Origin of the sequence: Sphingomonas sp. LR55 (assembly GCF_036856015.1) — a bacterium.
Taxonomy (GTDB): Bacteria; Pseudomonadota; Alphaproteobacteria; order Sphingomonadales; family Sphingomonadaceae; genus Sphingomonas.
The window spans coordinates 1,413,985-1,435,843 of record NZ_JASPFO010000001.1 but is presented as its reverse complement, the minus strand read 5'-3'; the positions used below and the strand labels follow the sequence as shown (position 1 = coordinate 1,435,843).

At 66.0% G+C, this 21,859-nt stretch carries 17 protein-coding genes, 1 tRNA gene and 2 pseudogenes; 2 read left to right on the top strand and 18 right to left on the bottom strand.

From position 1 onward, the window contains the following. Positions 1–131 precede the first annotated feature (131 nt). From QP181_RS06735 to QP181_RS06705, 7 genes and pseudogenes are all read right to left on the bottom strand, one after another. Positions 132–443, bottom strand: coding sequence for a hypothetical protein (locus QP181_RS06735; RefSeq protein ID WP_132739737.1), 312 nt, complete (start codon positions 441–443; stop codon positions 132–134). Positions 444–526: 83 nt separating this feature from the next. After that, positions 527–821: pseudogene (locus QP181_RS06730) on the bottom strand (acetyl-CoA C-acyltransferase); the annotation flags it as partial. Beyond that, entirely contained in the window at positions 766–999 is a 234-nt protein-coding gene (locus tag QP181_RS06725; protein ID WP_333929692.1) for a hypothetical protein, read from the bottom strand. The gene QP181_RS06725 and the pseudogene QP181_RS06730, both read right to left, overlap by 56 nt. Then, complete coding sequence (locus tag QP181_RS06720; protein WP_333928062.1) at positions 957–1,211, bottom strand: hypothetical protein; 255 nt, start codon at positions 1,209–1,211, stop codon at positions 957–959. Before QP181_RS06720 ends, QP181_RS06725 begins: the two co-directional genes overlap by 43 nt. Positions 1,212–1,250: 39 nt before the next feature. After that, the gene (locus tag QP181_RS06715) at positions 1,251–1,451 is read right to left on the bottom strand and encodes a hypothetical protein (protein ID WP_333928061.1); all 201 of its coding nucleotides are present in this window, start codon (positions 1,449–1,451) and stop codon (positions 1,251–1,253) included. Between the two features lie 342 nt (positions 1,452–1,793). After that, positions 1,794–1,868, bottom strand: a tRNA-Glu gene (locus tag QP181_RS06710). Between the two features lie 84 nt (positions 1,869–1,952). Beyond that, positions 1,953–3,325 (bottom strand): annotated as a pseudogene (locus QP181_RS06705) (class II 3-deoxy-7-phosphoheptulonate synthase). Between the two features lie 231 nt (positions 3,326–3,556). On the opposite strand from QP181_RS06705, the gene QP181_RS06700 reads away from it, so the two are divergent. After that, positions 3,557–3,721, top strand: coding sequence for a hypothetical protein (locus QP181_RS06700; protein ID WP_333928060.1), 165 nt, complete (start codon positions 3,557–3,559; stop codon positions 3,719–3,721). Here QP181_RS06700 and QP181_RS06695 read toward each other — a convergent pair. The 4 genes from QP181_RS06695 to QP181_RS06680 all read right to left on the bottom strand — a co-directional run bounded on the left by QP181_RS06695 (position 3,715) and on the right by QP181_RS06680 (position 9,246). Then, complete coding sequence (locus QP181_RS06695) at positions 3,715–4,653, bottom strand: D-2-hydroxyacid dehydrogenase (RefSeq protein ID WP_333928059.1); 939 nt, start codon at positions 4,651–4,653, stop codon at positions 3,715–3,717. The genes QP181_RS06700 and QP181_RS06695 overlap by 7 nt on opposite strands. Before the next feature lie 95 nt (positions 4,654–4,748). Further along, entirely contained in the window at positions 4,749–7,628 is a 2,880-nt protein-coding gene (locus tag QP181_RS06690) for an ABC transporter permease/M1 family aminopeptidase (RefSeq protein ID WP_333928058.1), read from the bottom strand. Continuing rightward, the gene (locus QP181_RS06685; protein ID WP_333928057.1) at positions 7,595–8,338 is read right to left on the bottom strand and encodes an ABC transporter permease; all 744 of its coding nucleotides are present in this window, start codon (positions 8,336–8,338) and stop codon (positions 7,595–7,597) included. Before QP181_RS06685 ends, QP181_RS06690 begins: the two co-directional genes overlap by 34 nt. Then, positions 8,338–9,246, bottom strand: coding sequence for an ABC transporter ATP-binding protein (locus QP181_RS06680; RefSeq protein ID WP_132741835.1), 909 nt, complete (start codon positions 9,244–9,246; stop codon positions 8,338–8,340). The genes QP181_RS06685 and QP181_RS06680 overlap by 1 nt, the downstream gene beginning before the upstream one ends. A 272-nt stretch (positions 9,247–9,518) precedes the next feature. On the opposite strand from QP181_RS06680, the gene QP181_RS06675 reads away from it, so the two are divergent. Beyond that, a complete protein-coding gene (locus tag QP181_RS06675) occupies positions 9,519–11,735 on the top strand; it encodes an ATP-binding protein (RefSeq protein WP_333928056.1) in 2,217 nt (738 codons plus the stop codon). A 6-nt stretch (positions 11,736–11,741) separates the two neighbouring features. Here the strand turns inward: QP181_RS06675 and QP181_RS06670 are convergent, their stop codons facing one another. The 7 genes from QP181_RS06670 to QP181_RS06640 all read right to left on the bottom strand — a co-directional run bounded on the left by QP181_RS06670 (position 11,742) and on the right by QP181_RS06640 (position 20,818). Next, entirely contained in the window at positions 11,742–13,088 is a 1,347-nt protein-coding gene (locus QP181_RS06670) for an ABC1 kinase family protein (protein WP_333928055.1), read from the bottom strand. 234 nt (positions 13,089–13,322) lie between these two features. Then, entirely contained in the window at positions 13,323–14,225 is a 903-nt protein-coding gene (locus QP181_RS06665; RefSeq protein ID WP_333928054.1) for a response regulator, read from the bottom strand. After that, positions 14,143–16,449, bottom strand: coding sequence for a PAS domain-containing protein (locus QP181_RS06660; RefSeq protein ID WP_333928053.1), 2,307 nt, complete (start codon positions 16,447–16,449; stop codon positions 14,143–14,145). The genes QP181_RS06665 and QP181_RS06660 overlap by 83 nt, the downstream gene beginning before the upstream one ends. Positions 16,450–16,722: 273 nt before the next feature. Then, positions 16,723–18,276 (bottom strand): aldehyde dehydrogenase (NADP(+)), encoded by a 1,554-nt coding sequence (locus QP181_RS06655; RefSeq protein WP_333928052.1) that lies wholly within the window; start codon positions 18,274–18,276, stop codon positions 16,723–16,725. A gap of 142 nt (positions 18,277–18,418) precedes the next feature. Next, a complete protein-coding gene (locus QP181_RS06650) occupies positions 18,419–19,615 on the bottom strand; it encodes a sensor histidine kinase (protein ID WP_333928051.1) in 1,197 nt (398 codons plus the stop codon). Beyond that, entirely contained in the window at positions 19,605–19,955 is a 351-nt protein-coding gene (locus QP181_RS06645; RefSeq protein ID WP_333928050.1) for a helix-turn-helix domain-containing protein, read from the bottom strand. The genes QP181_RS06650 and QP181_RS06645 overlap by 11 nt, the downstream gene beginning before the upstream one ends. Continuing rightward, positions 19,898–20,818, bottom strand: a complete 921-nt coding sequence (locus QP181_RS06640; protein ID WP_333928049.1) for a response regulator — start codon at positions 20,816–20,818, stop codon at positions 19,898–19,900. The genes QP181_RS06645 and QP181_RS06640 overlap by 58 nt, the downstream gene beginning before the upstream one ends. Positions 20,819–21,859: the final 1,041 nt, after the last annotated feature.

The window sequence follows — 21,859 nt, the reverse complement described above, 5'->3', positions numbered from 1 at the left end:
CTTTAGGGTTCATGAACGCGCCCGCGGTTAGCAAACGGCCAAGGTGGATCTTACCAATCCAATTTGCGCAGGCGCCAAGTGAAGGCGATCCGGCATCGAGAGCGTCAGCGGCCTGCTGATTCACCTCGCCGCTAGCGGTCGGTCTCGGTGACAAAATCGAGCGCATCGGCGGGCCCCACTTTCTGCTCGCCCGAGAACAGCTGGTCGAGCCGCGCATCGATCTCGCTGCGGTGATCGCGCGAGGCGAGACGGCGATAGGGTCCGATTGCAAGTTCGTCGCCGATCGCTGCCTTGATCCGCGTAAGTGCGGCTTCGGTCAGCACGTCGGCCTGCCTGAGTTCGATGCACAATTGGATCAAGCCGACCGCGGTCGCTTGTGCGCGCAAGCCGACGTTCGTCACGTCGTGATGCAGCCGTTTCTGCTTCTCGTAGGTGTTCGTCACTGCCGTCTCCCTGAGGGTAGCTGAGTGGATCTTCTACGACGGATCGTATCGGTCTCGACCAACGCAGCGCAACATCCTGATTATCATACGCATTCGATCAAGAGCGCAATGCCCTGATCGACGCCGATGCACGTGAATGCCATCGCATAACGGCCGCCGGTGCGGTGCAACTCCTCGACCGCGCTCATCGTGATCCGCGCGCGACATGCCGAGCGGGTGGCCGAGCGCGATCGCGCCGCCGTTCCTGTTCACCGGCGGATCATTAAACGGATCGATGCCGAGGTCGCGCAGCGTCGCGATCGCCTGGCTGGCGAACGCTTCGTTAAGTTCGATCACGTCGAGCGTGATGCCGCCGATCCGCATCAGCTTGCGCGCCGAGGTCGCGGTTATACAGGTTGTTCGCGGTGGTCGGCGTATTGCGATAGTATATCGCACCGGTCTGCCAGCTGAACTTCGAAGCGCTCGGTGTGCTGTGCATTTGCAGCTCATGTGTCACGAACTTGTCGTCCGGCGTCAGAATGGTCTGGTCGGCGTTGAACACCGTACCGCGTGCCACGATCGTCGCGTTCTGATACCAAGTGCGGACCGCGGGATGTAGGTGACTTCGACGGGCCCGAGGTCGAGTTTGAAGTTCGCCCAATATTGGCGGAAGTGGTTCTTGCCGGTGCCGCTGCCCTGCGACGTCGCGACCGTCGCGGCGGCGCCGCCGACTACGCCGGGGACGTCCTCGAGGATGTTCTTAAGTCCGTAGCGACCCTGGTGAAGCATCTCCGCGCACGGACGCACGGTGATCGCCGCCGCGGTCTTCTACGCGGTGTTGAACCGGCGCTCCGCCGTGACGATGATGTCCTGCAATGCGGAGGCGTCGACGGGCGCCTGGCCGGGTGTCGATGGGGGCACTGCCTGAGCGGGGCTGCCGAGGCGAGAGCCGCTTCGTCCTGCGGGTTCGCCGTGGACGGCGGGGCAGGGGAGACCGTCCTGCGCCATAGCCGGCGTGGCAGCGGCCATGGCAGCGGACGCAGCAATATGGCTGATGGGTGCTGAGCGCGATGCGTCCAGAAACTGCTGCAGGCCGAGCGGGGAAGCGATTACCGTGCGGTATCGATCGAGTACCCCCGGGGGGCAAGGCGGGGAAACTATAGCGTCACGTGCTTCGACGAGCATGACGAGCCGATGGGGGCGCTACTGAAAGCGCGGTCGCCGGTGAGGCGGGAGGCGACCCGTCGAAGGTTGGCACAGAGTGTGCCATTTCGTCCCGCCGCGTCGCAACGCCAACAGGGAATAAGAGGGTGATTTTAAGGGAAGGCCAGATTGCTAGCGAGCGCTAACCTAATCGATCATTGAAAAGGCTGGTGACCCCTACGAGAATCGAACTCGTGCTTACGCCGTGAGAGGGCGTCGTCCTAACCGCTAGACGAAGGGGCCGTGTAGCAGAAGCGGGCGTCTACGGAATGGGTCGGTAGCCGTCAAGACGGTTACCGACAATTCTTGCGACGCCCGCGTATTTTATCAGGCAGCGACCTTCTTGCGTTCGGCCATTTCCTCGTTGAGCATCTCGGCCAGCAGGAAGGCGAGCTCGAGGCTCTGGCTGGCGTTGAGGCGCGGGTCGCAGTGCGTGTGGTAGCGATCGGCGAGCGACTGCTCGGTTACATCGACCGCGCCGCCGGTGCACTCCGTCACATTCTGCCCGGTCATCTCGGCGTGGATGCCGCCGGCGTGCGTGCCCTCGGCGCGGTGGACCGCGAAGAAGCCGCGGACCTCGGCGAGAATCCGGTCGAACGGCCGCGTCTTGTAGCCGTTGGCGGCCTTGACGACGTTGCCGTGCATCGGGTCGCAGCTCCACACCACCGGGTGGCCTTCGCGCGTCACGGCACGGACCAGGCGGGGCAGGTTGGCCTCGATCTTGTCATACCCATAGCGCGTGATCAGCGTCATCCGGCCGGGTACGCGGCCGGGGTTAAGCGTGTCGAGCATGCGCATCAACGCGTCGGGCTCCAGGCTAGGCCCGCATTTGATGCCGATCGGGTTGCCGATGCCGCGGAGGTATTCGACATGCGAAGAGCCCTCGAAGCGCGTGCGATCGCCGATCCAGAGGAAGTGCGCGCTCGTGTCGTACCAGTCGCCGGTCAGCGAGATCCTGCCGGGTCAGCGCCTGCTCATACTGGAGCAGAAGCGCCTCGTGGCTGGTGTAGAAATGCGTCTGCGCGAGCTGTGGCACGGTCTCGGGATCGATCCCGCACGCCGCCATGAACTCGAGCGCCTCGCCGATCCGGTCCGCGGTCTCGGCGTATTTCTTCGACCACGGGCTGCGGCCCATGAAGTCGTGCGTCCAACGGTGGACCTGGTGGAGGTTCGCATAGCCACCTTGCGCGAACGCCCGCAGCAGGTTGAGCGTGGCGGCCGACTGCGAATAAGCGCGGATCATCCGCTGCGGATCGGGCGCGCGCTTCCGGCGTGAAGGCGATGTCGTTGACGTTGTCACCGCGGTACGAGGGCAGCTCAACGCCGCCGATCGTCTCGGTATCGGTCGAGCGCGGCTTGGCGAACTGACCCGCCATGCGGCCGAGCTTCACCACCGGGAGCTTCGACGCGAACGTCAGGACGACCGCCATCTGCAGGATGACGCGGAACGTGTCGCGGATGTTGTTAGCGCTATGCTCGGCGAAGCTCTCGGCGCAATCGCCGCCCTGGAGCAGGAACGCCTTGCCGGCAGCGACCTCGGCGAGCGACGCGGTCAGGTTGCGGGCCTCGCCGGCAAAGACGAGCGGCGGGAAGGTCGCCAGCTGGTCAGTCGCGGCGGTCAGTGCGGCCGCGTCGGGATAGGTGGGGAGCTGTCGTGCTTCGTGACGCGTCCAGCTGTCGGGGGCCCAGTTCGCGGCCATATCATGTCGTCCGGATGGTGAATTGTGCGGCTGGCCATGCGCGAAAACGCCTTTTCGCGCAACGAAGTAAAGCTTGTGGGGCTTAAGCAAGTGCCGTTGCGAGGCCACCATCGAGGGGTAGGCCCTTGAATGCGCCTGGTTTGCCCATTTATGTCGTAGCTGAGACGATTGGGAATGGCGCAATCGCTGTCCCTTCGGCATTAGCCGCGTATGGATATCCCTTTGCGTGTCATGATCGCGTTTTCAATCATCGCCGGCGTCATCGTGGTCGGCGTGCCTATGCTGTTGGTCCTTGCCCGTCGTCGCCGCGCAACCAAGCTGCGTCGGCGCGGCGTCAAGAGCTACAACCGCCAGCAACGCACCGAGCCCCTCAGCATCCGCTCGAACGGTCAATAGCCCTCGTCGAGATCGGCGACGTTCTTCATCGGTGTACCGGCGAGAAACGCGGCAAGATTTTCGAGGAACATCGTCGCCCCGCGTTGGAACATCGTCGTCTGGCTCCTGCCCGACAAGTGCATCGTCACGATCGCGTTCGGTGCGGACCAGAGTGGGTGGCCAGCGGGCAGGGGTTCGGGCTGAGTAGGGTCGAGAAACGCGCCGCCGATCGTTCCGCCCGCCAGCGCACTGCATAAGGCTTCGTCGTCGATCATGTCGCCGCGGGCGATGTTGATCAACCAGGCCGACCTTTTCATCTGCTGGAGTTCGGCATGGCCGATCATCGCCTGCGTGGCGCCGGTCGACGGTGCGGCGAGAATGATCCAATCGAACGCGCCGAGCCGGTCGCGCCAGGCATCCGCTGTGATCGTGCCATCGCGGCCGGTCCGCGAGACGCCCGTCACCCCGACGCCAAACCCGGCAAGCCGGTCGCCGATCAACCGGCCGATCGTACCATAGCCGATGACCAGCGCCTTCGTCCCCTCGAGCTCGATCTTCCCTGGCGCGTCCTTGAGCCATTCGTGGCGATCGTACGCCCGCAACACCGTATCGAAGCGCTTGGCCGCGACCAGCACGCCCATCACGGCATATTCCGCCACCGTCACCGCATTGATCCCCGCGCCGTTGGTCAGCGTGACGTCATTGGCCTTGAGGTGTTCGAGGGGAAACGCGTCCAGCCCAGCATAGATCGTCGATACCCACGTCAACCGGGGCCCTGCCGCCCGGATCGCCTCGGCAACGAGATGGGTCGGCTGCATGTCGACCCAGGCGATGTCGGCATCCGCGATCATCGCCTTCGCATCGTCCGGCGTCGAAAACCAGGCGACGTCGAGCGTCGTCGGGAGATGGGGTTCGAGGAGCGGGCGAGCGGCTGCGGGCAGGACGGCTTTCATTCGCTCAGCATCGGTCGTGGACGGAGCCTGTCAAGTGCCGTGATCGGTGCCGGTACCTCGTCGCCACCTCGTCGCATTGCCGGACGTCCTGACCGTCATCCGCCGGTCACCGCGGCGACATTGTCGTCGCCGTTACGGTCTACGTAGAAATTATAGGGATCGACCCCGGCGAATGCGGGCTTGCGCGTCGTGATGATGCGGATGACCTGTTCGCCCGAGTGGATCGGGCGGCGTTCCTTCAGGATGACGTCCTTTGTCGCAAAGCTGCCAAGCCCGGGACGCTGATCGAACACGCCGACGTCGATCATATCCGACAACGGTGCTTCGGTTTCGACGCCTGCACCATTTGCATGAGACTTGGTGGCTTTGATCGTCAGTAGCGTTTCGAAACGGCCGTCGGATCGCTTGCGCGTAACGGCTGCGGTCGTCTTCAGGTCGTACACGGTGATCCGGTCGAGCAGGTCGAGCACGAGTTCTCTTTCCGCCGGGGTTCGCGCCAACGACAGGAACCCGTCGACCAGATCGAGCGAGCGCGGATATGGCTTGCCCTTGAACCGATACCGCGCAAGCAGGCCGCGCAGCATCGCGTTGACCCGCGCCTCGCCAAGCCGATCCTGGAGAAGATACATCACCAGCGACCCCTTGCGGTAGTGGATGTACCCCTGGCCCTCGACCCGGTCGAGCGGGACTTCTTCGACGACCTCGCTACCACGCGAACGCAGATAGCTGTCGAGTTCATACTTCAGGAAACGACGAATCTTGTCGTCGCCATATTGATGTTTCATCACCATCAGCGCCGAATATTGCGCCATAGTCTCGATCAGCATCGAGCCGCCCTGCATATCCGCGCTGACCAGTTGATGACCCCAATATTGGTGGCCTAGCTCGTGTGCGGTGATGTAGCTGATATAGTCGACCTTGGCCGGATCGCGGTTGTCGGCAATGAACCCGAGCCGTTCCGAATAAGGGATCGTGCCAGCGAAAGCCTGCGCATAGCTCGCATAGCCCGGATATTCGAGGATGCGGGCATAATCGAACTGATAAGGCCCGAAATTGGCGCGGTAATAGCGGAGCGAACGCTGCATCGCGTCGAGCATCCGATCGACGTTGAAGGCATGCTGCGGATCGTAATACACCGTCAGTGCAGTGCCGTCGGCGGTACCGTTCTTCTGCGCGTATGCCGCTGACTGGACCGAGAAGAAGGCGAGGATCGGAACGGTCGAGACGAACCGGGCAGTGCGCCGCCCGCCAGCGATGGCGTCCGAGACTTTCCGACCCGGCGCGATCGGGATCTGGCTGGCGAGCGTCGAGACGGTGATGTCGGAACGAACCCATGGTGCGTTGCCCAGCAGGTTGCGGTCCTGTGCAGTGCGATCCTCGAGCTTGGCGGGACGCAGTTCGGGCGTCAGGCCGTATTTGCGCCGTTTCGAACGCTCCTCGAGCAGACCGTCCTTGCTCATGCCGATCTGCGGCGCGAATTCGCGATTCTCCAGAAACGTACCGTTGGCCACCACGCGCGTGTCGTCGCCCGTGGCGACGAGGCCGCGTTGCCAGCGGGTCGTGTGGAACGTCAGCGTGCCATGCGCGCCCGGCGCAAGCGGAGTCGCGAACCGGTAGATACGGTATTGCAGGTCGGAATCGTTCATCACCAGCGTAGCGCCGGGAATGGCGACCACCCCCAGCCGGGTCCTGTCGTCGGGCAGGCGAACGTGAAGGTCGCGTACCGGCGCTCCGCTATCGTTGACGAACGCGTAGGCGCCGTCGGTCTCGAGCCGGCGTTGGTCGGGATAGAGCGCGACGTTCAGCCGGATATCCGTGACCGAAGGCTGCTTCACGCCGAGATAGCGTAGATATTTTTTCTCGTAGAGCGCTTGGCGCGCCTCGCCGTCCTGCTTGGTGCGATAGACGCTCAGAACGTCCATCTGGTAGTACAGGAAGACGCCGGTCGCAGTGGCCATGATGAGCGCACCGGCCAGGACCGCGCCGGGCGTGCCGATCAGACGACGTGGCACCTGCACGAGCCGCACCCGCAGCCGGGTTTCGGTGCCGCGCCGCCAGAGCAGATGCGCGAACACGCACAGGCCCAGCGCAATCGCGCCCCAATACAGCCGCAACCACCATGCCCGCGCGCCACCAATCTGTGCGCCGTTCATGTCCGACAGCGTAACGGTGCCGACCGTGCCATATTGGTAGAGTGGGTGTTCGAAGCCCATGTTGGTCAGCGTGATCGTGCCGACGAGGTAGAGGACCATGATCGCCCAACCGATATATTTGTTCGGACTGAGCGCCTGGACGAACACCGCCAGCACCGCGAGGATCACGGCATCGACGGTCATCGGCAGCACCCACCACGCGACATAATGGCCGAGCGCCAGATCGGTCTGGCCGCGCGAAAGCTGGACGACGCACGCAGTGACGACCGCCACCACGGATGTCGCGAACAGCACGCCGGTGATCGCCAGGACTTTCGGCACGAGATACGCCCAATTGGGCAGCGGGGTAGCGTCGACGATCTCGTGCATCCCGCGCTCGCGGTCGCGCCAGACGAGTTCGCCCGAATAATAGATCGCGATGATGAGCGGGATGATGCTGAATGCACCCTCCAGCGTCCCGATCACTGCAAAGGTCAGCGGGCGGATCGCGGTACCGTACATTTCGTTGGACGAGAGCAACGCGGCCAGCGCGTTGAAGATGCCGATCAGCATCAGCACGAGGAATGCGGGACTGCGGAACACGAGCGCCATCTCGAACCGGCAGCGCTCGCGAAGGCGGGTCCAGCCCGCGGCGGCGGGACGCGCCGCGGGGAGCTGGTCGACCAGCAGCGGCGGGGTGGCGGCGAGCTTTGCGGTCGTCCGGCGTTGCCGGCGAAGCGCTCGTTTCGAGACGCCACGCTCGGCGAACGAAAAGCGGACATAGGCGATGCCGATCGCGACGAAGCCGATCAGGATCGCGAACAGCCGGTTCCACACCAGCACGCCCGTAAAGGGGGCAGGCCGGCATTCGCCTCGCTGGCGGTGAAATAGCGCGTGGTGCTCGCAAACGCGCCAAGCCCGAACGGTTCGAGATAGCTGCCGACCGCGCGCCATTCCGGTTTCGCCCGCAGCACCGCGTTGATCGCGAGGTACAGGACCAGGAGGACGATCACGCCCAGATAGCTGTACATCATCGACCGCGTCATCGTCGCCACCGCGAAGAAGATCGCGGAGGTCATGAACACGCTCGGCAGCGCCAGCAGGAAATACGCGTAGGCATAGTCGCCAAGACGATTGGGTCCGAGCCGTTCGGCATCGACCCACGGCATCATCGACCCCAGCCAGATCGCCAACGGGATCGCGACGAACGCCAATGCCGCGGCACCGAACGCACCCAGGAACCGCGCGGTCAGATAGTCGAACTTGCTGACGCGCGTCGACCGGACCATCGGCCCGAACCCGCTCTCGTCATCGCGGACGATCACGTTGGCGACGAAGGCTGTCGTCACGAACATGAAGAACAGCGACATGATCAGATGGACCTGGGCGATCGCGACCGGTGCATTCTTGTGGATATTGGCGCCGCTGCCGATCTGGATCTGCTCGATCGTCATCGATCCGAAGCTGAGCAGGAAGAACAGGATCGCGACGGTCCAGAAGACCGGGTTGCGCAGCTGATAGCGCAGTTCGAAGCGGGAGATCTGGCCGAACATCAGGCGGCGACGAACTGGTCGGACGCTGCTGCCGGTATTCGCCGCGACCTAGCGAGCGTCGAGAAATAGACGTCCTCGAGCCCGCCATGTGCGGCGGCGAAGCCATCGCCGGGATCGTCGGGCGACAGGATGTGAATGATCGTCCGGCCAGCGAACAACCGTGTCGAGATCACCTCGTAGCGCAGCTTGGCCTCGTCGAGTTCGTCCCGACCGATCGTCTTCGCCCAGACCTGGCCGCGGGTCCGCTCGATCAGGTCGAGGGGCGCGCCTTCGAGCTGGATCCGTCCGCCCGCCAGCACCGCCATCCGCGGGCATAGATCGGCGACGTCCTCGACGATGTGCGTCGACAGGATCACCACGACGCTCTCGCCGATCTCGGCCAGGAGGTTGAGGAAGCGGTTGCGTTCCTCCGGGTCGAGCCCGGCGGTCGGTTCGTCGACGATGATGAGGCCCGGGTTGCCGATCAGCGCCTGCGCGATCCCGAAACGCTGGCGCATGCCGCCCGAGAAGCCGGCGATTGCCTTTTTGCGGACGGACCAGAGGTTGGTCTGGTTGAGCAGCGTCTCGACCGTCTCCTTGCGTTCGCGCGCCGAGGCGATTCCTTTCAGCACCGCCATGTGATCGAGCATGTCGTAGGCCGACACGCGCGGATACACGCCGAAATCCTGCGGGAGATAGCCGAGCGTCTCGCGCAACGCCTCCGGGTTGGCGATCACGTCGATATCGCCGAACCGGATCGTCCCCGAGGTGGGGGTCTGCAACGTTGCCACCGTCCGCATCAGCGTCGACTTGCCCGCGCCATTGGGACCCAGCAGTCCGAACATGCCGTTGGGGATGCTCAGCGTCACGTCATCCAGCGCGCGCGTGCCATTGGCATAGACGTGCGTGACGTTGACCAGATCGAGCATGTGGAACCCCCGTTCGTTTCGAAGGCGCAACCTATCAAGTGTATTGCCGTTGTAAAGCGCTCAGACTGAGGGGATGTCGCGGGCGCGGTGGCGTATGATGGATTTGAGGGGCGGCGAGTCAGCACGATCCTTGTGTTTCAAAGACGTCGCTAGGCGGCGGGTAGTTGTGCCGATCCTCGGTTGTCCGCACGCCAACATGCGGAAAACAATCTTGTATTGTTGGGCTGGCCCCGACAGAGACGCGGGGCGGTCGGCGTGGAAAAGGCGGAATGGTGTCGAAGGAATTCGCGTTCTTGGGCGACGGCGGGCGACTGGCGACGCTGATCGGCGAGACGGACTGGGCGTCGACCCCGCTCGGACCGATCGACGGCTGGCCGCAATACCTCAAGACCGCGACCTCGATCATCCTGCGGGCGCCGGTGCCGATGGCGTTGTTGTGGGGCAGCGACGGCGTCATGATCTACAACGACGCCTATGCCGCCATCGTCGGCGCCCGGCACCCCGCGGGTTTGGGGGCAACGGTTCATGCTGCGTGGCCCGAGGCGCGGGCATTCAACGAGCATGTCCTGCGCGTCTGCCTGGCCGGCGAAACCCTGTCGTTCGCGCGGCAGGAGATGTCGCAATATTTTCCGACGCACGATCACGCGGTCTTTCTCGATCTCAATTACTCGCCGGTGCTCGATCATGATGGCGTGCCCGGCGGCGTGCTCGCCGTCGTCGTCGAGACGACCGACGCGGTGCTCGCCGAGCGCGGGCTGCGGGGAGAGACGCACACGCTCGAGACGCTCAACCTCACCGGCGCGGCGCTGGCGGCCGAACTGGAACTGGAGCCGCTGATCCAGATGGTCACCGATGCGGGCGTCAAGCTGACCGGTGCGCAGTTCGGAGCGTATTTCCACAACCTGATGGATGAGACGGGCGAGAAGCTGCATCTGTTCACGCTGGCCGGCGCCGAGCGCGCGGCGTTCGAAGCGCTCGGGCGCCCGCGTGCGACCGCGGTGTTCGGCCCGACCTTCCGCAACGAAGGCGTGATCCGCTCGGACGATATCCTCGCCGATCCGCGCTATGGTCGCAGCGCGCCGCATTACGGAATGCCGAAGGGGCACCTGCCAGTCCGCAGCTATCTGTCGGTGCCGGTGACGTCGCGATCGGGGGCCGTGCTCGGCGGATTGCTGTTCGGGCATTCGGCGGTTGGGCGGTTCACCGAGCGGCACGAACGGCTGTTGGTCGGGGTCGCGGCGCAGGCGGCGATCGCGATCGACAATGCACGGCTGTTCAAGGCGGTCCAGGACGTCAACGACACGCTGGAGCAGCGCGTGGTCGAGCGTACGCTGGAGTTAACCGAGGCGCACGAAGCGCTTCGCCAGGCGCAGAAGATGGAGACGCTGGGCCAGCTCACCGGCGGGATCGCGCATGATTTCAACAACCTGCTGACGGTCATCCGCGGATCGGCCGATCTGCTCAAGCGCCCCGACCTGACCGAGGATCGCCGGACGCGCTATATCGCCGCGATCGCCGATACCGCCGACCGTGCGACCAAATTGACGAACCAGCTGCTCGCGTTCGCCAGGCGATCGTCGCTGACGCCGACCATCGTCGATGCGCGGACGATCCTGCACGGGATGACCGACATGATCGCGACGCTGTCGGGCGCCTTCATCGAGGTGTCGATGCGGCTTCCCGACGAGCCTTGCCTGGTCAACGCCGACGCCAGCCAGCTCGAGACCGCGATCGTCAACCTGGCGGTCAATGCGCGGGATGCGATGCACCAGCGCGGCCGCCTAACGATCGACGTCGATGCCGCGCAACGTATTCCGGCGGTCCGCGGTCACGCGGCACAGCGTGGGGATTTCGTCAGGATCGCGATCCGCGATACCGGCACGGGCATCGACCCTGCGCATATCGAGCACATCTTCGAACCGTTCTTCACGTCCAAAGCAGTCGGCCACGGCACCGGACTTGGGTTGTCCCAGGTCTTCGGGTTCGTCAAGCAATCGGGCGGTGAAGTGATCGTCGACAGCGTCCCGGGCGAAGGCGCGACGTTCGCGCTGTATCTCCCGCGCGAGCGTAACACGACGCCGATCATCGCCGATCCGGAGCCGGCCATCTGTCCCGAGCAGGTCTCGCTGCGTATTCTCGTGGTCGAGGACAATCCGGATGTCGGCAATTTTGCGATCTCGGCGCTTGCCGATCTGGGTCACGCCATCGTTTTTGCGCGCGATGCCGAGGAAGCGCTCGACATACTCGACGGGCAAACCACGAGGTTCGATGTCGTTTTCTCAGACGTGATGATGCCGGGCATGACCGGGATCGAGCTCGGGCGCGAGATCCGCCGGCGCTATCCCGAGACCGCGATCCTGCTGACCAGCGGGTATAGCGAAGTCATTTCGCGCGAGGGCTCGCACGGATTCGATCTGTTGCGGAAGCCGTATTCGATGGGCGAACTTGCCGCTGCGCTTCAGCGCGCAACGTCGGCGTTTGTCGAGTAGATCCCGTCAGTCGACCGACGGCGCGGCGCAATAGGCGGCGACCATCGTCCGGATATCGACCTTCGCCTTCAACCGGGCAGCCAGCAACGCGGTGCCGCTGATCTTGCGCTGGACGAACAGCGTGTCGATCGGCGGGAGGTGCCATGTCTCGCGATCGCGCGCGATTTCGGTGCCCTGCTCGCGGAGCACGCCGACGAACGCGCGGTCGCCAAAGTCGAACGGGCCGGGCTTGGCGAGCTCGCCGAGGATCACGTCGATCATCCGGTCGACCAAGGCACGATGCCGGACCACCGCCGCCTCGCCGAGGAAACCCGCAGCGATGGCGGCCTCGCGAACCGCATCGCGGTCTCCCGCCAGTGCGGCGGCAAGCAGGCGGCGATAGCCTTCGCCGGTTTCCGCAGGCAGCGGGCGCGCCGCACCGAAATCGAGCAGGACGAGCTTTTGAGTATCCGGCTGCCAGCGGTAATTGGCGAAGTTCGGATCGGTCTGCATCAGCCGCCAGTCGAACAATTCTCGTAGGACCAGCGAGATCAGATCGTGCATCACCCGGTCGCGCACCGCCTGCGGGGCGGTTTCGAGCGACTCGACGGGCACGCCGGTGACGAAGCTCATCGCCAGCACGCGCGGTGTCGTCAGGTCGGCGACCAGCGCCGGCACGACGAACGCGCTCTCGTCCGCCAGCAGTTCGCCGTAGCGCGCGAGCATCGTCGCCTCGCGCAGATAGTCGGCCTCCTCGTGGAGCTGGCGCTTCGCCTCGTTCAGCAGCGGGGCGATGTCGAGCGACTTGGGCAACAGCCCCGACACGCGGAGCAGCGTGGCGACGTTGTCGACATCGGCGTCGATGCTGTCCTTCACGCCGGGATACTGGACCTTGATCGCCAGTTCGGATCCGTCGGGCAAGCGCGCGCGGTGGACCTGGCCGATCGAGGCGGCGGCAACCGGGTGCGCCTGGAAATGCGCGAACCGACGCCGCCAGTCCTTGCCCCATTCGGTGGCGAGCACGCGGTCGAGCTGTTGCGGCGGCATGTGGTGCGCGTTGTTGCGAAGCTTGGCGAGGATCGTCGCGAGCTCGGGCGGGAGCATGTCGCCCGCGTCCATCGAGATCATCTGACCGAGCTTCATCGCCGCGCCGCGCAGATGCGAGAGCTGATCGGCGACGCGCGTGGCGTTGGCGGGGGTAAGCAGCAGGTCGCCCATGCTTGGACGTTCGCCACTGGCGAGCCGCCGTGCACCTTCCGCGACGACCCCGCCGGCGACACCACCCGCGAGACGTCCGAAAACGCCGAGACGCGCGAGACGGCCACTGGGAATCGCGCGTCCTGCGCTGGCTTTGCTGCCGCGGTCTTCGGTCAAATCACATCCTTCAGTCGCTGGGCGCGACCTTCGACCAGGATATGGGGCGGGAGAACGGGGGCGCAATTGATGTGAGTCACCGCGGATCGATAAGGTCACGATCCGCCCCCGGCAGGGGGAGGTGGCAGGCGCAGCCTGACGGAGGGGGAGGGAGGGGAAACATACGTTCCGGGTCCTCCCGCTCCGTCGCCTTCGGCGCCACCTCCCCCTGGCGGGGGAGGATCGACTGGCGTTCTATTCTGCGTCGGTCAGGCGAACCGTCGCTGTTGCGGCCTCCAGCGGATCCGCAAGGATCGTTTCGCCGAGCGATGCCAGCACCGCGGCCGCAAGCGCGTCGAGGCCGTAGGGCTTCTCCAGCATGATCGCATCGGTTTCGTCCGCGACCGACGCCGTATCCCCCGTCGCGAAGACGATGCCGACGCCAGGCCGCAACGCCCGCGCGGTCCGTGCGAAGTCCGGCCCGGACACGCCCGGCAGGTTCACGTCGGTGACCAGCGCATCGATCGGCACGGTCTGGAGCGCGGTCATCGCGTCCTCCGCGCTGGCCGCGTCGACCACCACGAAGCCGCTGCCCTGCAACATCTCGGCGGTGTTGGCGCGGATCAGCGCGTCGTCCTCGACCAGCAGCACGGTACGGCGGGCAGGCGTGTCGAGCCGACGATCGGCCTCGATCCGTGCGTCGCGCGCGGCCTTGGCGGCGGGGCTGCCCGAGCGCTGGCGATTGGCGAGCACCTGGCGGAATTTCCGCGCGAGGGCTTCCCGCGTGTATGGCTTCGACAACAGCTCGAGACCCGCATCGAGCTTGCCGCCATGAACGATCGAGTTCTCGGTATAGCCAGACGTGAACAGCACCGCGAGATCGGGCAGGCGTTCCTTGGCCTTCCGCGCGAGTTCGGGGCTTTTCAGCGTGCCGGGCATCACGACGTCGGTGAACAGGATATCGATCGGCACGCCGCTCTCGACCACGTTCAGCGCGCTGGCCGCATCGACTGCCTTCAGCACGCTGTAGCCGAGATCGGTCAGCAACTCGACGACCGTGCCGCGCACCTCGTCGTCATCCTCGACCACCAATACGGTCTCGGTGCCGCCGGAGATCGGGCTGGCATCGGCGACGACCTCGACGTCCTCGCTCTCCATCGCGCGGGAGGTAGAGCTTGATCGTGGTGCCTTCGCCGACCTCGGAATAGATCTTCACATGGCCGCCGGACTGTTTGACGAAGCCATAGACCATCGACAGGCCGAGGCCCGAGCCCTTGCCCTCGCTCTTGGTCGAGAAGAACGGTTCGAAGACCTTTTCGATGATCTCCGGGCTCATGCCGGTGCCGGTGTCGGACACGGCGAGCATGACATATTGTCCTGCCTCGACCTCGTCATGACCCTGTGCATAACTGTCGTCGAGGTGCGCGTTGCCGAGCTCGATCGTCAGCTTGCCCTGGCCCTCCATCGCGTCGCGCGCATTGATCGCGAGGTTCAGGAGCGCGTTCTCGATCTGCGCGGGGTCGATGAAGGTGTTCCACAGGCCACCGCCGACCACGGTCTCGATCTCGATGCCTTCGCCGATCGCGCGACGGAGCATGTCGTCCATGCCGCGCACGAACCGCGTGACGTTGACGACCTTAGGCTCGAGCGCCTGGCGACGCCCGAACGCGAGCAGCTGCGCGGCGAGCTTCGACCCGCGCGAGACGCCGGCCATTGCATTCTCGACCCAACGTTCGGCGCGCGCGTTGCCGGCGAGATTCTTGCCGAGCAGCTGGAGATTGCCCGAGACGACCTGGAGCAGGTTGTTGAAATCATGCGCGACGCCGCCGGTGAGCTTGCCGACGGTCTCCATCTTCTGCGACTGGGCGAGCTTGGCTTCGGCCTGGCGACGTTCGTCGATCTCGCGGATGACGCGCGCTTCGAGCGTCTCGTTGAGCTGGCGGAGCTGATCCTCGGCGCGCTCGCGGTGGCGGACTTGCCGCGCGAGCGCCTCGGCCTGTTCGCGCAAGGCGGCCTCGGCAGCGCGCTGATGCGTGATGTCGGTGTGGACGCCGACCCATTCGAGGATTTCGCCGGCGTGGTCGAACATCGGCAGGCCGCGTACCGCGAAAGTGCGCCACGTCCCGCAGTGCCGACGGACGCGGTGCTCGAAAACGAACATCGACTTGCTAAGGACGGCGGCAGTCCACGCCTTGATCGTCGACGCCACATCGTCCGGGTGGATCGCGTCGGCCCAGCCGAAATTCTGGTATTCGTCGATCGACTGGCCGGTCAGCGCCGCCCAACCGGGCTGTTCGCCGATCATCCGGCCATCCGGGCTGTTGGTCCAGAGTACGCCGTGGACCGCGTCCATCGCGGTGCGGAAGCGGCCGTTGCTGATGCCGATCGCCGCTTCGCGCTCGGCGCGCTCCTCGACGTCGATGCCGAGCACGTAGATGCCAGGGATCGCGCCGTCCGCCGCGATGTGTGGCACGTAACGAAATTCGGCACGGCGCGCGCGACCGTCGCGGTGCGGAAAGACGGTCTGCGCGGTGAAGCTTTCGCCGGCCAGCGCCCGGTCGAATGAGGGGCGGCGATCCTGATAGACCGCGTCGCCGAGGACGTCGCGGACGGGTCTGCCGATCATGGCTTCGGGGTTGGCGCCCAGCCACTCCTCGTACTGCGCATTCGCCAGGCGATAGACGTGATCGCGGTCGATGTACGAGATCAGCATGGGCACCGCATCGGTGATCCGGCGCAGTTCGGCTTCGCTGGCGGCGAGACGGTGCTCGGCTTCGACCCGGCCGGTATTGTCGACCATCGTGCAGAGCACGCCGCCGACGCCGGCATGCGGGCGGTAGACGGGCGTGTAGAACAGGTCGAGCGTCAGCGTCTCGGGGCCGTCGGGGCGCTGGAACAGGATCGGCTGATCACGATAGGCGACGGTCTCGCCGCGGAAGCCGGCTTCGAGGACGCCGCGATTCCAGTCCCAGACTTCGGGGAATGCGGTCGCGACCGGGCTGCCGAGCGCGGCAGGGTGACGATCGCCGGCCACGGCACGGTAGCTGTCGTTGTAGAGCATGATGTGCTCAGGTCCCCACATCACGACCTTGGCGACCGGCGAGTTGAGGATGTTGGCGAGCGTGACGCGGAGCTCGGCGGGCCATGAGTCGATCGGGCCGAGCGAGGTCGCGCTCCAGTCGCGCTGGCGGACCAGCATGCCGCATTCGCCGCCACCGATCAGGCTTTCGCTCGACGATGTCGCTGCGCCGTCACGCATCCGTTCGAGCGCGGTGCGGAGAATAGTGGTGGCGTCGCCGTGACCGGCGGCGGTGAGATCGTCGATATAGCCTGCAAGGTCGTCTGGCAGGGAAATGGTGCGCGACGCGACTGGGGTTGTCATGCCGGACTAGTGCGTATGCGACGCACGCGTGTCAATGAATTCGCGTGGTTAGGGATGGCATGCGCCGTATCCAGACACCCGTCACCCCAGCGAAAGCTGGGGTATCCCCGTGACGAGCGATCCTTGCGCCAAGCTTGATACCCCAGCTTTCGCTGGGGTGACGGCGTTTGAATGCGTCGGCCGCAGCAGCTTCCGGCGGACACCGTGCCACCGGCATAACCCAAGAGGGCGCTTCCGTACGGCAGCGCCCTCTTCCCTATCACTTCGAGTCGATCAGCCCTCGGTGCGCGGCAGGTTCAGCGGGTTGCCGTGCTTGACCGCCTTGGGCAGCAGTGCGTCGGGCAGATCCTGGTAGCAGACCGGGCGCAGGAAGCGCTCGATCGCCGCGGTGCCGACCGACGTCGTGCGTGGGTCCGAGGTGGCCGGGAAGGGGCCGCCATGCACCATCGCCGGCGCGACCTCGACACCCGTCGGCCAACCGTTTGCGAGGATCTGCCCGGCCTTGCGCTCGAGCACCGGCAGCAGCGCGGCGGCGTCGGCATAGTCGCCCTCGTCGATCTGCAGCGTGATCGTGAGCTGACCCTCGATCTTTTCGAGCACGCTGTGAACCTCGGCGAGATCGGCGCAACGGACGATGATCGAGGCTGCCCCGAACACTTCGTGCGACAGCGCCGGGTCGGCGACGAACGCCTTGCCGGTGGTCGAGAACAGCGCGGCGCGACCGCGGTTTGCGCCCTCGGCCTCGGTGCCGCGCGCGAGTGTCTCGACCGAGTCGTGCCCGGCGAGCGCCGATACGCCCTGTTCGTAGCTGGCATGGATGCCCGGGGTGAGCATCACCTGCGGCGCGGCCTCACCCAAGGCGGCAGCCGCTGCCTCGACGAACACGTCGAGATCGGGGCTCTCGACCGCGACGACGATCCCGGGGTTGGTGCAGAACTGCCCCGACCCCATCGTCAGCGACCCGACATACGCCTTGCCGAGCGCCTCGCCCCGCGCCGCGAGCGCTGCCGGGAACAGGATGACCGGGTTGATGCTGCTCATCTCGGCATAGACCGGGATCGGCTCGGGACGTGCTGCGGCGAGCTTGACCAGCGCGAGGCCACCGCCACGCGACCCGGTAAAGCCGACCGCCTTGATCCGCGGATCGGTCACGAGCGCCGCGCCGAGCTCGTTCGCCGGACCCTGAACCAGCGAGAACACGCCCTCGGGCAAGCCGCACTTGGCGACCGCGGCCTGGATCGCCTTGCCGACCATCACCGACGTGCCGGGATGCGCAGGGTGTCCCTTGACCACGACCGGGCAACCGGCCGCCAGCGCGGAGGCGGTGTCGCCGCCCGCGACCGAGAAGGCGAGCGGGAAGTTCGACGCCCCGAACACCGCGACCGGACCGACCGCGATCCGACGCTGGCGCAGATCGGACCGCGGCATCGGCTTGCGGTCGGGCTGTGCCTCGTCGATTACGACCGACGCCCAGGTGCCGGCGCGCAGATGCTTGGCGAACAGGCGAAGCTGGCCGGTGGTACGACCGCGCTCACCCTCGAGACGCGGGCGGGGCAGGCCACTCTCTTGGATCGCGCGCGCTACGAGCGGCTCGTGGATCGCCTCGATCTCGTCGGCGATCGTCTCGAGAAATACTGCGCGAGCCTCGGGATCGATCTCGCGGAAAACGTCGAACGCCGCTGCGGCGAGCGTGCAGGCCTCGGCGACATCGGCCTCGCTCGATACCGCGAACGCGGGCTCGATCTTTGCATCCGTTGACGGATCGATCGCGAGGAAGGTGACGTCGCTGCTCACGGCGCGCGCGCCGATCGGGAAGGTGCCGTCCATATCAATTCTCCAGGTCAGTCGATGCCCGCCGGATCATCGCGTCGAGGCCGGCGAGCGTTGCGCATGCAGTATTAGTGGGAGCGGTAACACGCAAGCGCAAGCCAAGCGTGATCACGGTGCAACGGCTTCGATGATGTTGTAATCACGGCGCCACGACCGACGGAAGGATGCTTTCAAACCGGGTTTGCCCCGCGAGGGAATGGGTGAGCGTAAGATCGCCGTTATGGCCGCGAACGATCTGGCGAGCGAGGGCCAGCCCTATTCCGCTGCCCGCCTGTTTCGTCGTGAAAAAGGGTCGGAAGATGTCCTTCAGGTTCTCAGCAGGAATACCGGGTCCGTTGTCCGTCATGGTTATGCGCGTTTCGCCAACGCGGGCCTGGATAGCCAGCGTGACGTGAGGAGTGGGCGTGGCGTCCAACGCCTCCGCTGCGTTTTGCAGCACCGCCCAAATTGCGGCGGTCAACTGATCGGGATCGGCCAGCAGAAACGCCGGCGCCTCCTCAAGATCGGCGGTGAAGGCGATGTGGGGCCATCTGGTCGTAAACAACGCCGTAAGGTCGTTCGCAAATCCCGTAAGCGGGATCCGCGCGGGGATCGGCAAGGGCAGCTTTGCGAGCGTACGGTAGCTTTCGCCGAAACGATGCAGGCTGGCGGCGCGGCGCGCGACGGTCTCGATCGCCTCGCGGATCTTGGGCAGCGCAGGCTCGGGATCGTCGAGCATTGCCACCGCGGTCTCGGCGAGCGAGGCGATCGGGGTCAGCGCGTTGACGATCTCATGGCTCAGTACCTGGACGAGATCGCGCAATGCGGCAGCCTCGGCCGCCTTCAGTTCGGCGTCGATGTCGATCAGCGCGCCGATCCGCGTCATCCGGCCGGTCAGCGCGAGATCGCCGGTGGCGAGCGCGAAGCTGCGGACGTCGGCGTCTTGGCCGATGTCGATCGTGACGGTGCGGCCGGGACGAGTTTCCGAGAGCGCCGCGACGAGCCCCTCGGGTGGATCGGCGACCAGATCGCTGGCGCCGAGCAAGCGCCGCGCGGCGCGGTTGACGACGCGCAGCCGACCGTCGTCGAGCGCGACCAGCGGTGCGGGCGACAGATCGAGATAGGCGTTCAGGCGGCGCCGTTCCTCTTCTCCGGGGAAAACGGGCGCAGGGGGCGGAGGTGCCGGCGGCCGTCGAGGACCGCGATCGACCAGGTCGAGCGCGGCGATCCAGACCGTGATCAGCGCGGCAAGCAATGCGGTGGCGTACAGGCCGCGCATGGCGGCAACCGCGCCGCCAGCGCCGGCCGCGGCGATCACCAACGCGCGCAGCATCCCGCGCACCTGGTCAGAGGCCATAGCGCGCCATCCGTCGATACAACGCGGCGCGCGTCAGACCGAGCTGGGCGGCGGCACGGCTGACGTTGAAGGCATGGCGTTCGAGCGCTGCGGTGATCAGGGACTCTTCGTTGCGTGCCAGCGACAGGTCGGGCGCGAGCGCTGCGGGCTCGGCGGTGGCGGGTGACAGCATGAGGTCGCCGTTGCCGAGCAGTACCGCGCGTTCGATCGTCTGGCGCAGACCGCGGACGTTGTCGGGCCAGCGATCCGCGGCGATCGCGCGCGCCGCATCTTCGTCGAGCGCTATGCTCGGCCGGCCATGGCGGTACGCGAACAGCGCCAGGAAATGGCGGGCGAGCACCACCGCGTCTCCGACGCGATCGACGAGCGGGGACAACGGAATCTCGATGGTGGCGACCCGGTCGAGCACGTCTTCGCCGATCGCCCCCGGATCCCGATGCGATCCAGCCGCGCGGTCGCTATGACGCGAATGCCATCTAACGCAGCTAGCAGAACGCCGTTGAGCGCGCGAGGCAGTCGGTCGATATGGTCGATCACCAGCATCCCACCAGCTGCGGCCGCAGTGCGTTCGGCGATAGCCGCGGCGTCCGCCGCCTCGGCATCCAGCGTGACGAGCGGCAAATGGGCATGCGGCGAGGCCTGATGGATCAGCCGGGCGATCAGCGTCTTGCCGGTGCCCGCAGCACCGTGGACGAGGATCGGCGCGGTGGTCGGCGCGACGCGGGCGATCAGGTCGCGGGCGCGCGCGATCCCGGCGCTTTCGCCGAGCAGGATGCCGTCATGGACAGGCGGTGTCGCGGCGGTCTCCAGCCTCGCGCGGCGCAGCGCCAGACCGCGCTCGACCGTCGTCAGCAGCCGTTCGTTGTTCCAGGGCTTGATCACGAAATCGGTCGCGCCGCTGCGCATCGCCCGCACTGCCACCGCGATCCCGCTGTGCCCGGTGACGACGATCACGACCGCGCGCGCGTCCGCGGCGATCAGCCGGTCGAGCATCGTGAAGCCCTCTTCGCCGGTGGTCCGCCCGCGCGCGAAATTCAGGTCGAGCAGGATGACGTCGATCGGTTCGCCCGCGAGCAAGACCCAGGCCGCCTCCGGGTTCGCCGCGGTCGACACGCGCATCCCGTGCCGCTCGAGCAACAACCGCGCCGCCTTGGCGATGTCGGGATCGTCGTCGATGACCAGGATATGCGATTCGGTTGACATGGCCGTCATAGTGTCCGGAAACGGACAGTTGGTACAGTCGTAGTGACCGCTCCGGTGCTTTCCTCAAGAAAGCCGCCTAATAACAGCGGCTTAGGTTTGCTTCGTTCGATCCCGTACACTGTCGGCATGACGGAGACGACCTCAACAGGCACCGGTGCCGCGATGGACCGGCGTATCGAGCGTCCGCACGCCCGGCGGCGCAAGCGGATCGTGCGCGGTGCGCTTGTACTCGCCGTGCTGGCTGCGGCGGTGCTGCTGTGGTTGTTGATGCCCGGCGCCAATGCGCTGACCGTCGATGCCGCGGCGATCCGCACCGGCGATGTGGTGCGCGCGCCGTTCCGCGATTTCGTGCCGCTACGTGCCGAGGTCGCCCCCTTGCGGACCGTGTTCGTCACCGCGATCTCGGGCGGGCAGGTGGCGGAGCTCGCCGCAAGCGACGGCGCGATGGTCGCGGCCGGCACGCCGCTCGCGCGGCTGTCCAATCCATCGCTCGAACTCGACGTCGCCAGCCGCTCGGCCGATATCGTCGGGCAATTGAGCGCGATCAGCGGCCAGCGGTTATCGGTCCAGAACACCCGGCAGGATGGCGCACGCGATCTGGCCGAGGCGCGTAATGCGCTGTCCAAGGCGCGGACGTTGCTCGCGCAGAAGCAGGTGCTGTTCGATCGGGGGATCATCACGCGCGCCGCGATCGATCCGGTGCGCGAGGATGTCGGCTATCAGCAGGCGCGTGTTTCGGCGCTCGATCGCGGGACCGCGGAAGCGGGCGCGACGCTGGCGGACCAGTCCTCAGGGATCGCCGCGACCGCGCGACAGTTGCGCGAAAGCCTGGCGATGGTCCGCGCGAGCCTGTCCGCGCTGGTGTTGCGCGCGCCGGTCGCGGGGCGGCTGACCGCCTTCACGTTGCAACCCGGCCAGACGCTCAAGGCCGGCGACCCGGTCGGGCAGATCGACTCCGAAGGACAGTGGAAGCTGACCGCCGATGTCGATCAATTCTACCTCGGACGCGTCCGGGGGGCTGGCGGCGACCGCGGATATCGA

Excerpts from the sequence above, each read along its gene's own strand:
- QP181_RS06720 (WP_333928062.1), bottom strand. The coding sequence starts at position 1,211 with ATGCTTCACCAGGGTCGCTACGGACTTAAGAACATCCTCGAGGACGTC.
- QP181_RS06715 (WP_333928061.1), bottom strand. The coding sequence starts at position 1,451 with ATGGCCGCTGCCACGCCGGCTATGGCGCAGGACGGTCTCCCCTGCCCC.
- QP181_RS06700 (WP_333928060.1), top strand. The coding sequence starts at position 3,557 with ATGATCGCGTTTTCAATCATCGCCGGCGTCATCGTGGTCGGCGTGCCT.
- QP181_RS06695 (WP_333928059.1), bottom strand. The coding sequence starts at position 4,653 with ATGAAAGCCGTCCTGCCCGCAGCCGCTCGCCCGCTCCTCGAACCCCAT.
- QP181_RS06685 (WP_333928057.1), bottom strand. The coding sequence starts at position 8,338 with ATGTTCGGCCAGATCTCCCGCTTCGAACTGCGCTATCAGCTGCGCAAC.
- QP181_RS06680 (WP_132741835.1), bottom strand. The coding sequence starts at position 9,246 with ATGCTCGATCTGGTCAACGTCACGCACGTCTATGCCAATGGCACGCGC.
- QP181_RS06665 (WP_333928054.1), bottom strand. The coding sequence starts at position 14,225 with ATGGAGAGCGAGGACGTCGAGGTCGTCGCCGATGCCAGCCCGATCTCC.
- QP181_RS06660 (WP_333928053.1), bottom strand. The coding sequence starts at position 16,449 with ATGACAACCCCAGTCGCGTCGCGCACCATTTCCCTGCCAGACGACCTT.
- QP181_RS06655 (WP_333928052.1), bottom strand. The coding sequence starts at position 18,276 with ATGGACGGCACCTTCCCGATCGGCGCGCGCGCCGTGAGCAGCGACGTC.
- QP181_RS06650 (WP_333928051.1), bottom strand. The coding sequence starts at position 19,615 with ATGGCCTCTGACCAGGTGCGCGGGATGCTGCGCGCGTTGGTGATCGCC.
- QP181_RS06640 (WP_333928049.1), bottom strand. The coding sequence starts at position 20,818 with ATGTCAACCGAATCGCATATCCTGGTCATCGACGACGATCCCGACATC.